Raw genomic sequence first — 15,316 nt, forward strand, 5'->3', positions numbered from 1 at the left:
TATGACAGAGCTGGTGACGTTCGGCGAGACCTCGTTGCGGCTGTCGCCGGTCGGCGAGGAGCGACTGGAGACGGCCGAAGACGTGCGGATGCGGGTATCGGGCACGGAGAGTAACGTCGCCGTCGCGGCGAGCGCGATGGGGGCCGACGCGACCTGGCTGTCGAAACTGCCGGACTCGCCGCTGGGACGGCGCGTCCAGCGGACGCTACACGCCCACGGCGTCGACACCGCGATCTCGTGGGCCGAGGCGGGCCGACAGGGGCTGCAGTTCGCCGAACAGGCGCCGACGCCGCGGGCCGACCGACTGGTCCAGGATCGCGACCGGGCCGCCGCGGCGTCGGTGACGCCCGGTGAGCTACCGATGGACCGGATCCAGCGGGCCGACGCCACCTTCGTCGCCGGCAGCACGCTCTCGCTGTCGGGCGACATCGTCGAGACCGCCGAGGCGGTCCTCCGAGCGGCGGGCAACGGGCTCGTCGCGATGGATCTGGACTTCCAGCCCGGACTCTGGTCGGTCGAGGCGGCCCGCGAGACGCTCGACGGCGTGTTCGACGCCGTCGACGTGCTGATAGCTAACGAGGACCAGGCCCGGGAGATATTCGACCGGACCGACGAACCGCGACAGTTCGCGCACGCCATCGCCTCGAAACGGTCGTTCGACACGGTCGTGATCACGCGGAGCGGACGCGGAGCGCTGGTCTGTAGCGACGGCGTGATCCACGAGCAGGACGGGATCGAGGTCGACGCCGTCGACCCGGCGGGTCAGCACGAGGCCTTCACGGGCGCTTTCCTCGAACGGGTCCTCTCGGGAGCGGGCGCGAGCGAGGCGCTGACGTACGGCGTCGCGAGCGCGACGCTGGCGCGGACGATCCCGGGATCGATGACGACGGCGAGCCGCGAGGAAGTCGAGTCGCTGGCGGCGGACCTCGACGGCGGCCGCTGACCGCGGATTCGCCGCCGAGCGGGGGCGTCGGGCGGGACGGACCGGCGGCCGCGAGCCCGCGGACGCGCGGGACGGGACGACGGTGGGATGCCGACAGAGATATGAGGTGGCCAGTCGACGGTCAAGCCATGTCACGGGCACGCACGAAGGCGGTCACGACCGTGTTCGCGGTGTTCGTCGTCAGCGCGTCGTTCGCCGGGGGCGTCGGCGCGCAGTCGTCGGACGGCGTCACACTCACGGTCACTGTCGTCGACGAGGGCGGGAACCCCCTTTCCGACGCGTCGCTGTCGGCCACCTGGGACGGCGGCGGTCCGGTCAACCGCACCACGGCCGGCAACGGAAAGGCGTTCGTCGACGTGGCCGAGGGAGCCGACGTGACCGTCCGCGTCGACCACCCGCACTACGTCCGCAACCAGCCCTACGTCGTCGAGAACGCCAGCGGAGGGGACGTGACGATCGAGGTCGCCCGAGCGGGTCGAGCGACGGTCACCGTCGCCGGGGCCGAGGGACCGCTCGACAACGCGATCGTCCGCATGTTTCACGACGGCCAGCCGGTGATCAACGAGCGGACGGCCGCCGACGGACGGTTCACCACCCCCGAGATCGAGCGGGGGAACTACACGCTCGTCACGTTCAAAGAGGGATATCTGCGCAACCGGACGACGCTGACAGTCGACGGACAGGTCGACGAACGGACGACTATCCGCCAGGAGTCGGTGCTGGTCACGTTCTCCGTCAGCGACGACCACTTCGACCCGCCGCGGGCGGTGACGAACGCGAACGTCACCGTCCCCGGCGTCGCCGACGTGACCACCCAGGGGACCGGCACCGTTAGCGTGAGCATGCCCGTCAACGACGTCTACGAAGTCACGGTCACGAAGCCGGGCTACGACTCGGTCACCGAGCGGCTCAGCGTCCGCGAGTCCGAGACGGCGCTGAACGCGACCATCCAGCGGACCCCCGCTATCGGCGTCCGCGCCGACAACGACCGCGTGGTCGTCGGCGAACCGGTCCGGGTGACCGTCACCGACGAGTACGGCGCCCCCGTCGCCAACGCGTCGGTCTCTCGGGCGGGTACTTCGATCGGCGAGACAGACGAGGACGGCGTTCTCAGCGTCCCCATCGAGAGCGCCGGGAACGTCACGATCACCGCCGAGTCCGAGGGACGAACGGCCGAGACCACCGTCGAGGGCGTCGGATCGGGCGGCGCGTCGACCGCGACGGCCGCGGGGACGGCGACCGACTCGTCCACCGGGACGCCGACCGAGACCTCCGGCGGGTTCGGCCCCGGGTTCGGCGTCGCGGGCGCGCTCGTCGCGGTTCTCGTCGGCGCCCTGGCCGCGCGACGCCGCGGCGAGTGAGTCCCCGATAGCGGTCGCGACGGCTGTCGGCCGGTGCGCCGACGAGATATATATCCGACCGGTCGAGAACAGTTTTCAGGGGAGTGCAAACCGGAAATCGTCGCCGCCTCGCAGGGGTTTAGGCTCGGTGGAGTGAACTCCCGACCATGGCAACGGAGTCGCCGAGCGTCCGGTCGACGGTGCGGCAGTTCTTCTCGCTGGAGCGAGACGTGCTGGTCCTCTCGCTGGCGATGTTCGCCTTCAGCCTCGGCTTCCAGATGACCGGCCGCTACCTCTCGGAGTATCTCGTCGTCCTCGGTGCCTCCCCGTTCGTCGTCGGGCTCTACGGCTCGTTCGGCAATATCATCAGCGCGGTCTACCCCTACGCCGGCGGCGTCTTCTCCGACCGCGTCGGTTCGCGGCACGCCCTGACGCTGTTCGGTCTCCTCTCGACGCTCGGGTTCCTCTTCTGGCTGGTCGCCCCGCTCGTCGGCCCCATCGATCTCGGGACGGTCGTCCTCGACCCCTGGCTGTGGATCTTCGTCGGTCTCGTCCTCGCCCAGGCCTGGAAGTCCTTCGGGCTGGGCGCGACCTTCGCGATCGTCAAGCAGAGCGTGCCCGACGACCGGCTGGCTCGCGGGTTCGCCAGCACGGAGACGTTCCGCCGGAGCGCCTTTTTGATCGGCCCGGTGCTGGCGGCGGGGCTCCTCTTTCTCGTCGGCGGGGGGAACGAATCGGACATCCTCCCCGGATTCCTGTACGTGCTGGGCGTCGCGGTCGCCTTCGGCGTCGTGGCGACGGCCGTACAGCACGTCAGCTACGAGGCCGACGCCGACTCCTTCGGCAAAACGTTCGACGGCGTCTCCCAGATCCGAAGCGATCTGGCCGAACTGCCCGACGTGCTCCGCCCGCTGCTCGTCGCGGACACGCTCGTCCGCTTCGCCAACGGCATGGTGTACGGCTTTTTCATCCTCGTGATCACCCAGCTCTGGGAACTCGACGCGACCGTCTTCGGGCTCTATCTCAACCCCGCCGTCCTCTTCGGCGTCCTGCTCGGCGTCGAGATGGTCGTCGCGCTGGTCTCGATGGCACCCGCCGCCATCGCCGCCGAGCGCGTCGGTCTCAAGCCCGTCGTCGCCGTCGGCTTCGCCGTCTACGCCGTCTTCCCGGCGCTGCTGATCTTCGCCCCGGCCGACCCGCTGGTCGTCACCGTCCTGTTCGCCTTCTCCGGGCTGCGCTTCGCCGGGCTCCCCTCCCACAAGGCGCTCATCGTCGGCCCCGCCGAGCGCGACGCCGGCGGCCGCGTGACGGGCGCGTACTACCTCCTCCGGAACGCTATCGTGATCCCCAGCGCCGCCCTGGGCGGCTACCTCTACGACAGCGACTGGACCGTCGAGCTGCCCGTCGGCCCGCTGGAAACCCTAACTGCCGGCCCGGAACTGGCGTTCTCGGTCGCTACCGTCGTCGGTATCGTCGGCGTGGCGTACTTCCTGGTCTTCGGCGAGGAGTTCGCGGCCTACGCCTGAGGCCGGCGCCGACAGCCCTTTCTCCGCACGGTTGGTATCTCGTAGCATGGTACCCGACGACGGCAGGCCTGGCGACGACCTGACCGACCTGGAAGTCGAGGCGCTCCACGAGGTCGAACTCGGCGTCGAGTGGCTCCGACGGGCCCACGGCAAACTCGTCGCCTTTCACCACAACACCGGCCACGCGATGGAACACCTGGCCGAGGCCGAGCGACTACTCCGCGAGAGCGGCCACGCAGACCTCGCGAATGAGATCCGCGACGACCACCTGCCCCGGGGTGTCGTCGACGAGGACCGCTGGTCCTACGACGTCCTGTCGTCGTTCGAACGGGAGTTCATGGCCGACGTGAGCGGGCTGGCCGACCGCGCCCGCACCGATCTGGCCGACGGCGAGCACCACGTCGCCGAGCGCCGCCAGGAGCGCGAGTGGAAGCGCGACGCCGAGCGGGAGTGAGCGCCGGGCTCAGTTCCCCTGGATCGCGTCGATAACCATCGACGCGGCGACGATAGGCTCTTTCGGGACGTCCGTGGCGTCGTCGATGGTGACGTCGTAGCGGTCCCGGAGCGAGACGTGTCCCTGGATCGTACCGACGTGGCCGCCGCCGGCGTCGGTTATCTCGTACTCGTGTGGGATGAGAAAGCCCAGCGGGAGGTAGTGGCGCGCGACCGTGTAGAGGGCACCTCGCGAGTCGATCCGCGCCAGTTCCTCGCCGGTGTCGGCGTCCCGCACCGTCCAGGTGTCCTGGAAGATAGAGAAGTCGTTGTCGAGCACGACGAGTTCCTCGCCGGTCTGGGCGTCGGTCAGGGTGTAGTTCCCGGCCACGTCCACGATACCGCCGGCTTTGACGGTGAACACCTCCGTGTCGTTCCCGTCCGTGAACGGGAACTCCTCTTTCATCTTCAGCAGCTTCTGTTTGCCCCGCAGGACGACGTTGCCCGCCGCGTCCATCGCCTTGTACTTGTTCCGGATCAGCGACTGTTCGACCGTGTAGCTGTCGTCGCCCAACTCGATCCCCACGATGTCGTAGCTCCCAGCCATGTGCGCCCTAACTGTTCCACCCCTGGCATTTAAATATCGGTGTCAGTAGGGGTCAGAAGAAGAACAGGTCCTCACGGCGCTCGTCGGTCAGTTCGGCGCCGTACTGCGAGATCTCGACGGCTTCGGCGTGCTCGACCGCCGTGCCACGGTCGGCGCCGTAGCGGTCTCGCAGCGCCGCCCGGAAACGATCGGCGACGTTCACCTCGGTGTTCTCGGCGAAGGAGTCGAGGCCCGCCTCGGCGAGCCACTCGCGGCGCTCGGCGTCGCCGTCGGGCACCTCGTCGAGGACGCCGAATGTGTAGGGGAGCCACTCGTAGACCTGCGACTCGTGACAGTCCAGCGCGTCGAGTTTCCGGTCGACCGCGTCCGATACGTCCACCACGACGTCGGGCTCGAACGGCGCGGGTTTTTCGAAGCCGTCGGCGACGTACCCGAAGACGGGGTTCTCGTCCATCGGCGGCGTGTCGGGACAGACGTTCGGGACGATCAGCATGTAGGCTGTGTCGCGCAGCAACTCGGCGGTGTAGCGGTGGTCGGGGTGGTAGTCGTTCGGGCGCGGGCCGAGCACGAGGTCGGGATCGACCCCGCGGACGAACCGGGTCAGCCGCCGCCGGTGGTCGAGGCTCGGTTCGAGTTCGCCGTCGGGGATATCGAACACCTCGTAGTCGACGCCGAGCGTCTCGGCGACGGCCTCGGTCTCGCGCTCGCGGCGGGCGGCGACGGTCTCGCGGTCGTCTTCGTGGTGACCCGCGCTGCCGTCGGTCACGGACAGGAAGGTCACGTCCCGACCCGCTTCGACGTACTTCGCGGCGATGCCGCCGGCCTTGATCGAACAGTCGTCGGGGTGGGCGCCGACGACGAGGAGACTGGGGTCGCTCACGTCCGGGCAAACGGGGCGAGCGCGAAGACGGTTGCGGACACAGAAACCGCTTCCGCGAGTTTAACCCGGACAGGCGCGAACGTCGGCCCATGACAGACGGCTCCGTCTACGAGGAACTGGGCGTCCCGACGGTCGTCAACGCCGCGGGAACGAAGACGCGGATCGGCGGCAGCCGCATCCGCCCCGAGGCCCGGGCGGCGATGGACCGGGCGGCCGAACAGTTCGTCCGTCTCTCCGACCTGCAGGCGGCCGCGAGCGACCGGATCGCGGAGGTCACGGGCGCCGAAGCCGGCTACGTCGCCAACGGTGCGGCCGGGGCGCTCGTGCTCGGCACCGCGGCTTGCATCGCCGGGACCGACCCCGGAACGATGGCCCGCCTCCCGGACACCGACGGCGTCGCCGACGAGATCGTAATGGCCCGCACGCACCGAACCGGCTACGACCACGCGCTGCGGACGGCCGGCGCGACGATCGTCGACGTGGGCACCAACGACGCGACGCTGGGCACCGGCGCCCGCAACGTCGAGCCCTGGGAGTACGCCGACGCTATCGGCGAGGACACCGCCGCCGTCGCCCACGTCTACAAGTCCTACGAGGGGCCGCCGCTCGCCGAGGTCTGTGACGTCGCTCACGACCACGGTGTCCCTGTGATCGTCGACGCCGCGGCCGAACTGCCCCCGAAGTCGAACCTCTCGTGGTTCACCGAGCAGGGCGCCGACCTGGTGGCGTTCAGCGGCGGCAAAGGGATCCGCGGACCCCAGACGACGGGTATCCTCGCCGGCCGGGCGGACCTGATCGAGTCCGTCGCCGCACAGCACCTCGACACTCACGCGACCGCCTCGGTCTGGGACCCCCCCGGGCGACTGCTGGACGCCGACCGGTTCGACGGCGTGCCCCGACAGGGCGTCGGCCGGCCGCTCAAGGTCGGCAAAGAGGAACTCGTCGGCCTGCTGGCCGCGCTCGACGCCTTCCTCGACGAGGACCACGAGGCCACGCTGGCCGAGTGGCGCGACCGGGCCGAGTCGGTCGCCGGGGACCTCGACGCCGTCGACGGCCTCTCGACGACGATCGAGGACGGTGCGAAGTCGGTCGCGCCGACGGTCGCGGTCACCGTGGCGGCCGAGCGGGCGGGCGCTTCGGCCGCCGACCTCGTCCTCGCGCTCAGACGGGAGGAGCCGCGAGTGTTCGTCGGCGCCGACGGCGTCGACGACGGGACCTTCGCGGTGAGTCCCATGTGTCTCACCGACGACGAAGCGGAGTACGTCGTCGAGCGGGTGCGGGCGAATCTGGCGGACGAATCCGGGGACTGACCGGGCGCCGCGGCGGGGCCGGAAGCGAGGGTCCGCCGACCCATCGCTCCCGGTTCGGCGGACCCCGAAACCGACAGTGTTTCACACCACCGAGCCTTGGCGAGGGATAGATGAGCAAAGACGTCATCGAGGTCCGCGGGGCAGAGGAACACAACCTCAAGGACGTCGACGTAACGATCCCACGGGAGGAACTGACGGTCGTCACGGGGCTGTCGGGGTCGGGGAAGTCCTCGCTCGCGTTCGACACCGTCTACGCCGAAGGGCAACGGCGATACATCGAGTCGCTGTCGGCCTACGCGCGCAACTTCCTCGGGCAGATGGACAAGCCGAAAGTCGAGAACGTCGAGGGGCTCTCGCCCGCGATCTCCATCGACCAGAAGAACGCCGCCAACAACCCCCGCTCGACGGTCGGCACCGTCACCGAACTCCACGACTACTTGCGCCTGCTGTACGCCCGCGTCGGCACGCCCCACTGTCCCGAGTGCGGCCGCGAGGTCGGCGAGCAGTCCGCCCAGCACATGGTCGACCGCGTGCTCGAACTCCCCGAAGGCACCCGTGCGAAGGTGCTCGCGCCGGTCGTCCGCGACCAGAAGGGCGCCTTCGAGGATCTCTTCGACGAACTGGTCGCCGAGGGGTACGCCCGCGTCGAGGTCGACGGCGAGCAACACGACCTCTCGCTCGACCGCCCGGAGCTGGACGAGAACTACGACCACACCATCGACGTGGTCGTCGACCGGATCGAAGTGAGTCCCGAGGCTCGCTCCCGGATCACGGACTCCGTCGAGACGGCGCTGGAGGAGAGCGACGGCGTCATCAAAGTCGCCGTCCCGGACCCGCCGGCGGACGTGGAACTGGGCGGTTCGACCACCCGGTCGGTGGGCGACCTCGGCGCCGACGACGGAGAGGACGGCGACGATGACGGCGACGACACCGACGACCGCCTCGTCGTCGAGTTCTCAGAGGATCTGGCGTGCACCCACTGCGACGTCGACATCAGCGAGATCGAGACCCGCTCCTTTTCGTTCAACAGCCCCTACGGCGCCTGCCCCGAGTGCGAGGGCCTCGGCGAGACCAAGGAGGTCAGCGAGGACCTGGTGATCACCGACACCTCGAAGCCCCTGAAGCACGTCTTCGAGCCCTGGAGCTACGACCGCACCTACTACTCCCGGCAACTGGACAACGTCGCCGAGCACTTCGGCGTCTCCCTGTCGACACCGTTCGAGGAACTGGACGAGTCTATCCGACGGCAGTTCCTCTACGGGACGGACTCGCTGGTCCACTTCGAGTGGCGCACCAAGAACGGCACCCGCGAGAAGACCGAGCGCTTCGAGGGCGTCATCCCCAACCTCGAACGCCGCCACGTCGAGACCGACTCCGATCGGGCTCGCGAGCACATCGAGGAGTACATGGCGACCACCAGGTGTCCCGCCTGCGAGGGCACCCGCCTGAAGGCCGAATCGCGGGCCGTCCTCGTCGACGGCACCGCCATCACCGAGGTCAACCGGCTGTCGATCGGCGACGCGCTGGAACACTTCGAGAACCTCGAGAAGAATCTCGGTGCGCGGGACACCAAGATCGCCGAGGAGATCCTCAAAGAGATCCGCGCACGGCTCGGGTTCATGTGCGAGGTCGGCCTCGACTACCTGACCCTCGACCGCGAGGCCGCCACGCTCTCGGGCGGCGAGAGCCAGCGCATCCGCCTCGCGACGCAGATCGGCAGCGGCCTCGTCGGCGTGCTGTACGTCCTCGACGAGCCCTCGATCGGCCTGCACCAGCGCGACAACGACCGGCTGCTCAACACCCTCGAAGAGCTTCGGGATCTGGGCAACACCCTGCTCGTCGTCGAGCACGACACGGAGACGATGCGCCGGGCGGACACCATCGTCGACATGGGGCCCGGTCCCGGCAAGCGCGGCGGCGAGGTCGTCGTCAACGGCGACTTCGACGAGGTGCTCGACACCGACGAGTCCACCACCGGCGACTACCTCTCCGGCGAGAAAGCGATCCCCGTTCCCGGTGAACGGCGCGACCCCGACGGCCACCTCACCATCGAGGGCGCCCGCCAGCACAATCTGAAGGACCTGGACGTGGACCTCCCGGTCGGCGCGTTCACCGCCATCACGGGCGTGTCGGGCTCGGGCAAGTCCACGCTGATGCACGACGTGCTCTACAAGGCGCTCGCCCGCGAGATGCACGGCAACTCCGACGTGAACCCCGGCGAACACGACGGCCTGTCGGGGCTGGACGCCATCGAAACCGTGCGGCTGATCGACCAGTCGCCGATCGGGCGGACCCCGCGCTCGAACCCCGCGACCTACACGAACGTCTTCGACCACATCCGCGAGCTGTTCGCCGAGACGAACCTCGCCAAGCAGCGCGGGTACGAGAAGGGCCGGTTCTCGTTCAACGTCAAGGGCGGCCGCTGCGAGGAGTGTGGTGGCCAGGGCACCGTGACCATCGAGATGAACTTCCTCTCGGACGTGCAGGTGCCCTGCGAGGAGTGTGGTGGCGCCCGCTACAACCGCGAGACCCTCGACGTGACCTACAAGGACGCCACCATCGCGGACGTGCTCGACATGAGCATCGAGGAAGCCTACGATTTCTTCGAAGGCCACAGCCAGATCCGCCGGCGGCTGAAACTGCTGAAAGACGTCGGCCTCGACTACATGCAGCTGGGCCAGCCCTCGACGACGCTCTCGGGCGGGGAGGCCCAGCGCGTCAAGCTCGCAGAGGAACTCGGCAAGAAGGACTCGGGCGAGACGCTGTACCTGCTCGACGAGCCGACGACGGGGCTACACCCCCACGACGAGCGCAAGCTCATCGACGTGCTCCACCGCCTGACCGACGACGGCAACACGGTGGTCGTCATCGAGCACGAACTCGATCTGGTGAAAAACGCCGACCACATCGTCGACCTCGGGCCCGAGGGCGGCGAGGCCGGCGGCCAGCTCGTCGCCGAGGGCACCCCGGAAGACGTGGCCCGCACGGAGGAGTCCTACACCGGGAAGTACCTCCGCGATCTGCTCCCCGACGTGGATCTGGAGGGACCGCGTGGCGACCGCGTCGTCACCGCCGACGCCGACGGCGAGGCCGAGCAGGCGCCCCGCGCCGACGACGACTGACCCCGTCTCGCCGTCTCCCTGAAATCGATTTCAGCGAGCCGTTAAGGACGGCGCTCCCCTCTAGTCAGCTATGACCGACACCACCGCCTACGCCGCGCTCGACGACCGCGTGCTGGTCGTCCACGGCGCCTCGGCCGCGGACGCCGACTACACCGCCGACGAACGGCTCGTCGGTCGCGACCTCCAGTGCGTCGCCGCGAGCCCCGAGCGGCCGGACCGAGCGTTCGTCGGCACCGTCGAGTCGGGAGTCCACCGAACCGCCGACGGTGGCGATACGTGGGACCGGGTCGCACCCGATATCGACGACCACGTCACCGCGCTGGCCGTCAGCCCGCACGACGCCGACGTGGTGTGGGCGGGCACCGAGCCCTCTGCCGTCTACCGCTCGACGGACGGCGGCGACTCGTGGACGGCCCTGCCGCCGCTGACCGATCTGCCCTCGGAGTCGGAGTGGTCGTTCCCGCCGCGGCCCCACACCCACCACGTCCGCTGGTTGGAGCCCGACTCCCACGACCCCGAGCGCCTGTACGTGGCTATCGAGGCCGGCGCGCTCGTACGGACGGCGGACGCGCTCACGGCGACAGCCGCCGACGGCACGGACGGGGCCGAGACCTGGGAGGACCGCCCCGAAGGCGCCCGCTACGACAACCACACGCTCGCGACGCATTCCGACGCCGAGGGGCGCGTCTACACCGCCGCCGGCGACGGCTACGCCCAGTCCGAGGACGGTGGCGACACGTGGTCCTACCCGCAGGAGGGACTGGGCCACCGCTACGTCTGGGGGCTGGCCGTCCCGCGGGCCGACCCCGACACCGTCGTCGTCTCCGCAGCCAGCGGGGCACGGAGCGCACACAGCGTTTCGTCCGCCGAGGCGTACGTCTACCGCACCACGAACGCCGGTCGGGACGAACCCACGGAGTGGCACCGCGCGATGGAAGGACTCCCCGAGCCAGCGGGTACCGTTCGGCCGCTGCTGGCCGCGGCCGGCGGGTCGGTCCTGTTCGCGCTCAACAACCGCGGACTGTACCGCTCGGCCGACGCCGGTGGCTCCTGGGGGCGGGTCCCCCTGCGGTGGCCCGACGGCTACGAGGACCAGACGCCGCGCGGACTGGCCGTGGTCTGAACGCGGGGACCGCTCGTCACACCGCGTCGACGGTAGCTCACAGCGCCGCGCCGACCCCGTAGACGACCATCGTCGTCACGACCGCAGCGGCCGCCGCGACGGCGACCACCTGGAACGCCTTGATCCGGTCCTGTTTCACCGCTTCGTCCTCGGCGACCGAACCGGCGCCGCCGCCCGACCCCGACAGATCGTAGCGCGCCAGCGCCCCGAACCCCGCACAGAAGCCCATCCGGTCCTGCACGATACCCATGAACCCGCCGAACAACAGCGGGAACGACCCCAGCAGCAGTCCGGGGGGTCGGCCGGTCCCGAGGACGACGCCGACGTACGCCGCCGCCGCGAGGAAGGAGGCAGCACCCAGCGTCCGCCGCTTGCGCCGTTCGTCGCGCCCGATGTTGCAGACGCCCGGCTGATACTCGCTCATACCCGTGTCTCTGGACCGGTTCGATATAAGCCCACCAGCAAACAGCGTCGGTACGTCGACCGGTGGGACCACGCGACGCCGCGACCCGTCGCGGTCACCGAGTCCGGGCGCTCACGCCCGTTCGACGGTGAACCCCTCGAAGGTGCTTCGGAACCCGTCGCCCGTCGGTGCGGCGGCCATCGGGCCGACCCGGAGCCGCTCGGCCTCGCTCAGGGTCGCCTGACGGATCATCGCGTAGTCGTCGCCGTCGCGGGAGAACGATACTTCGACGGTCGGTCCGGCGCGCTCGACCCGGATCCACACCGAGTCGGGGTCGTCGTCCAGCCGCGACTTCGACCAGTCGGAGACCTCTCTCGTCACGACGGCGCCGACCTGCTGGACGCCGTCGACGTACTCGACGCCGCACTTCAGCCAGGTCTCGGCGTCTTCGCGGACCATGAGTCCCGCCTGGTCGTACAGCGTGTCGTACTCGCCGGCGACTTCGACCGTCGCGGTGAAGTCCCCGGCGACTTCGCGGTGGAGGAAGTGCCCGTCGTCAGCGACGAAGCCGTGTTTCGTCGTCCGCCAGAAGTCCGTTTCGCCGGCCGCGTCGACGGTCAGTCGATCACCCGAGCGGTCCCACGACGGCGGTTCGTTGCGCCACTTCATGCCGTCGGTACGCGGAGGTCGCGAATAAACCCACGCGTGGGGGAGAACGGGGCCGCGACCGGACCCGACGGCGGCCGTCAGGAGGGTGACCGCGCCGCCGGCCGGACTGAAAGATATTTTATCGCGACACGCCACAGGGCGAGTATGTACGATTTCGTCGTCGTGGGCTGTGGTCCAGCCGGCTCGCGGTTCGCCCGCCGCGCCGCCGAGCGGGGCTACGACGTGCTCGCCTTCGAGCAGGGCGACGTCGGCGAGCCCCTGGCCTGTTCGGGCCACGTCTCCACCGACGTCTGGGAGTTCACGCCCGAGGGCGCCCGCGACCGCCTCCTGCAGAACGTCGTCTACGGCGCCCGTTTCCACCTCGGTTCGCCCCGCGGTGACCCGCCGGGCGACCCTCGTCCGAACGGCCGCGCGCACCCCGGCCGCGACGGCACTGCTGCCGGCCGGAGCGCCCCCTCGGACGACCGCGACGGCGAGTTCCCGGCCACCGCCTACCCATTCTACAAGGACGAGCAGGTGTCGAACGTCATCGACCGCGTCGGGCTGGACCGCGAGCTCGCCGACGCAGCCCGCGAGGCGGGCGTCGACCTCCGGGAGGGCCACACCGTCGTCGGCGTCTCCGAGTCCCGCGACCGCGTCGAAGTCGAGGTTCGGGGACCCGACGGCGTCGAGACCCACGAGGCGCGGATGGTCGCCGGCTGCGACGGCCCGAAATCGCGCGTCCGACGCGAACTCGACATGGCAGAGCCCGACGAACTGCTCCACGGCGTCCTCGGCTTCTCCGACGAGGACGACGCCACCGACTTCGTGGACGTCCACCTCACCGTCCCGAACTTCTTCGCCTGGCGCATCCCCCGTGGGGAGGCCGGCGTCGAGTACGGTCTCGCGACGCCGCCGAGCGCGGACGTGCGCAAGCGCTTCGACCGCTTCACGGCGGACTGCGGCGTCGAGACCGACCGCCGCTGCTCGGGCCTGATCCCCGTCGGTCCGCCCGACTCGGTGACGAGTCGCCGGGCGTTCCTGGTCGGTGACGCCGCCGCCCAGACCAAGCCCTTTACCGGCGGCGGCATCCGCTACGGCATGACCGCCGCCGACCACGCCGCCCGCGAGATCGACCCTCGCCACCCGTCGACGCTGGCCGACTACGAGCGGGCGTGGCGCGACGACCTCGAACGGGAGATCGAACTCGGCCACTGGGTCCGGCGGGCGTACTCGCTGCCCGACCCCGTCCAGCGAGTCGGCCTCCGGGCGTTCGCCGGCGAGATCGGCGTCCACATGGACCGGCCGACGACCGTCTTCTCCCTCGACCAGCTGAAATCGCTGCTGCGCGGGTGAGCGCCGGGTCGACCGACGTACGGAACGCCGACGGCCGGGTGAGAATCGTCGCAACGCTGATTTGAGCGGCTTCCTAACGGTCGGTATGGAACTCGACTTGCCGAAGACGGCCGCGGCGTTCGTCGTCCTGATCGCAGTCGGCATCGGCGGCCTGATCGGTGCGCCGATCCCGATGGGGACCTCGACGATCCTGATGATGGTCGCACCGTCGATGATCGTGTTCGGACTGATCTGCCTGGCGATCGGCGTCGCGCACGGGCAGTACCGCGCCGGCGCGATGCGGTGAACGGGGCTCGGTGACGTCCGCGGTCCAGCAGTCGTCGGCCGCGTCGGACGCACCACGTACCCCCGCTCCGCAAGACGTAACCCGACACCGGCCCCAACTCGGGGCAATGACGGTCATCGAGTCGGTCCACGCGGACCACGGCGCGACGTTCGAAGAGCGCGGCGACCGCCGGGTGGTGACCCACTACGGTCGCCCCGAGCGGACCCACGCCGCCGTCCGCAACGTCGTCGGCGTCACCGAACGCGGCTACGGCGTCCTCACCGTCGAGGGCGACGACCGCGTCGACTTCGTCGACAACGCCGTCTCCAACCGCGTCCCAACCGCAGACGGCGAGGGCTGTTACGCCCTCTTGCTGGACCCTCAGGGAGGCATCGAGACGGACATGTACGTCTACAACGCCGCCGCCGGCGACCGCCTGCTCGTCTTCCTCCCGCCGACCGAACACGAGCGCGTCGCCGAGGACTGGCGCTCGAAGACGTTCATCCAGGACGTGGCGATCACGGACGCCAGCGACGACTTCGGCGTCTTCGGTGTCTACGGCCCGCAGGCCACCGAGAAGGTCGCGAGCGTTCTCAACAAGGCCCCCTCGCCCGACCGCCCCCTCTCGTTCGTCCGCGGGTCGATGGCCGACGCCGGCGTCACGGTGATCCGCGACGACGGCCTGGCCGGCGAGGAAGGGTACGAGGTGGTCTGCGCCGCGAGCGAGGCCGCCGACGTGTTCGATACCCTCGAAAACCGCGGCCAGGCCGCCGCCCCGTTCGGCTACCGCACCTGGGAGACGCTGACGCTGGAGGCCGGGACGCCGCTGTTCGAGACCGAGCTGTCGGGTCGGGTCCCCAACGTCTGTGGCGTCCGCAACGCGCTTGACTTCGAGAAGGGCTGTTACGTCGGCCAGGAGGTCGTCTCCCGCGTCGAGAACCGCGGCCGACCGAGCCAGCGACTGGTCGGTCTGGTCGTCGAGCCCGAACCGGGCGACGGGGACGGTACCGGAGACGCCGAGAGTGCCGTCCCCGACGCGGGCGCGGCGGTGTTCGACGGCGACGCCGCCGTCGGCGAGGTGACCCGCGCCGCCGCGAGCCCGACCCGCGACGAATCGGTCGCGCTGGCTGCGGTCGACAGCGACCAGACTGCAGTCGGAGCGTCACTCGCGGTCCGCGTCGACGGCGACGAACGCCCCGCCGCCCGCGTCGCGCTCCCGTTCGTCGAGGGCAGCGACGAGTCGGCGCGCCGGCCGCGGTACCCGGACGCCCCCTAACGGGCCGCCGGCTCGCCAACGCCCTCAACCGACCGAACGACCCCGGCCCGGCTGTTCTCGCCGTTGATATTGGCACGAAACGCTC

At 70.0% G+C, this 15,316-nt stretch carries 14 protein-coding genes; 10 read left to right on the forward strand and 4 right to left on the reverse strand.

Annotation, left to right across the window (positions count from 1 at the left end; all coding sequences use genetic code 11):
* Position 1 precedes the first annotated feature (1 nt).
* From I7X12_RS14500 to I7X12_RS14515, 4 genes are all read left to right on the forward strand, one after another.
* Positions 2–943 carry a sugar kinase gene (locus I7X12_RS14500; RefSeq protein WP_198060772.1) on the forward strand — a complete coding sequence of 314 codons (942 nt, stop codon included), beginning with the start codon at positions 2–4 and terminating at the stop codon, positions 941–943.
* A gap of 128 nt (positions 944–1,071) precedes the next feature.
* Positions 1,072–2,304 (forward strand): PGF-CTERM sorting domain-containing protein, encoded by a 1,233-nt coding sequence (locus I7X12_RS14505; RefSeq protein ID WP_198060773.1) that lies wholly within the window; start codon positions 1,072–1,074, stop codon positions 2,302–2,304.
* 146 nt (positions 2,305–2,450) lie between these two features.
* Positions 2,451–3,809: an MFS transporter gene (locus I7X12_RS14510; protein WP_198060774.1), complete on the forward strand. Its 1,359-nt coding sequence runs from the start codon at positions 2,451–2,453 to the stop codon at positions 3,807–3,809.
* Positions 3,810–3,855: 46 nt separating this feature from the next.
* Entirely contained in the window at positions 3,856–4,263 is a 408-nt protein-coding gene (locus tag I7X12_RS14515) for a hypothetical protein (protein WP_198060775.1), read from the forward strand.
* 9 nt (positions 4,264–4,272) lie between these two features.
* Here the strand turns inward: I7X12_RS14515 and I7X12_RS14520 are convergent, their stop codons facing one another.
* Both I7X12_RS14520 and I7X12_RS14525 read right to left on the reverse strand, forming a co-directional pair.
* Positions 4,273–4,848: an LURP-one-related/scramblase family protein gene (locus I7X12_RS14520; RefSeq protein ID WP_198060776.1), complete on the reverse strand. Its 576-nt coding sequence runs from the start codon at positions 4,846–4,848 to the stop codon at positions 4,273–4,275.
* Between the two features lie 52 nt (positions 4,849–4,900).
* Entirely contained in the window at positions 4,901–5,728 is an 828-nt protein-coding gene (locus I7X12_RS14525) for a PIG-L deacetylase family protein (RefSeq protein WP_198060777.1), read from the reverse strand.
* Positions 5,729–5,817: 89 nt separating this feature from the next.
* On the opposite strand from I7X12_RS14525, the gene I7X12_RS14530 reads away from it, so the two are divergent.
* The 3 genes from I7X12_RS14530 (at position 5,818) to I7X12_RS14540 (ending at position 11,283) form a co-directional block, all read left to right on the forward strand.
* Positions 5,818–7,038 (forward strand): aminotransferase class V-fold PLP-dependent enzyme, encoded by a 1,221-nt coding sequence (locus I7X12_RS14530; RefSeq protein ID WP_198060778.1) that lies wholly within the window; start codon positions 5,818–5,820, stop codon positions 7,036–7,038.
* A 110-nt stretch (positions 7,039–7,148) separates the two neighbouring features.
* A complete protein-coding gene (gene uvrA / locus I7X12_RS14535; RefSeq protein ID WP_198060779.1) occupies positions 7,149–10,160 on the forward strand; it encodes an excinuclease ABC subunit UvrA in 3,012 nt (1,003 codons plus the stop codon).
* Positions 10,161–10,230: 70 nt separating this feature from the next.
* Entirely contained in the window at positions 10,231–11,283 is a 1,053-nt protein-coding gene (locus tag I7X12_RS14540; protein ID WP_198060780.1) for a WD40/YVTN/BNR-like repeat-containing protein, read from the forward strand.
* Between the two features lie 37 nt (positions 11,284–11,320).
* Here I7X12_RS14540 and I7X12_RS14545 read toward each other — a convergent pair whose 3' ends face one another.
* Entirely contained in the window at positions 11,321–11,707 is a 387-nt protein-coding gene (locus tag I7X12_RS14545; protein WP_198060781.1) for a hypothetical protein, read from the reverse strand.
* A 111-nt stretch (positions 11,708–11,818) separates the two neighbouring features.
* Positions 11,819–12,355 (reverse strand): DUF1349 domain-containing protein, encoded by a 537-nt coding sequence (locus I7X12_RS14550; RefSeq protein WP_198060782.1) that lies wholly within the window; start codon positions 12,353–12,355, stop codon positions 11,819–11,821.
* A 144-nt stretch (positions 12,356–12,499) separates the two neighbouring features.
* On the opposite strand from I7X12_RS14550, the gene I7X12_RS14555 reads away from it, so the two are divergent.
* The 3 genes from I7X12_RS14555 (at position 12,500) to ygfZ (ending at position 15,231) form a co-directional block, all read left to right on the forward strand.
* Positions 12,500–13,690, forward strand: coding sequence for an FAD-dependent monooxygenase (locus I7X12_RS14555; RefSeq protein ID WP_198060783.1), 1,191 nt, complete (start codon positions 12,500–12,502; stop codon positions 13,688–13,690).
* An 85-nt stretch (positions 13,691–13,775) separates the two neighbouring features.
* Positions 13,776–13,976: a DUF7333 family protein gene (locus I7X12_RS14560; protein ID WP_198060784.1), complete on the forward strand. Its 201-nt coding sequence runs from the start codon at positions 13,776–13,778 to the stop codon at positions 13,974–13,976.
* Between the two features lie 106 nt (positions 13,977–14,082).
* Positions 14,083–15,231: a CAF17-like 4Fe-4S cluster assembly/insertion protein YgfZ gene (ygfZ, locus tag I7X12_RS14565; protein WP_198060785.1), complete on the forward strand. Its 1,149-nt coding sequence runs from the start codon at positions 14,083–14,085 to the stop codon at positions 15,229–15,231.
* Positions 15,232–15,316 lie beyond the last annotated feature (85 nt).

The sequence above is a fragment of the Halosimplex litoreum genome (assembly GCF_016065055.1).
In the GTDB taxonomy this organism is placed as follows: Archaea; Halobacteriota; Halobacteria; order Halobacteriales; family Haloarculaceae; genus Halosimplex; species Halosimplex litoreum.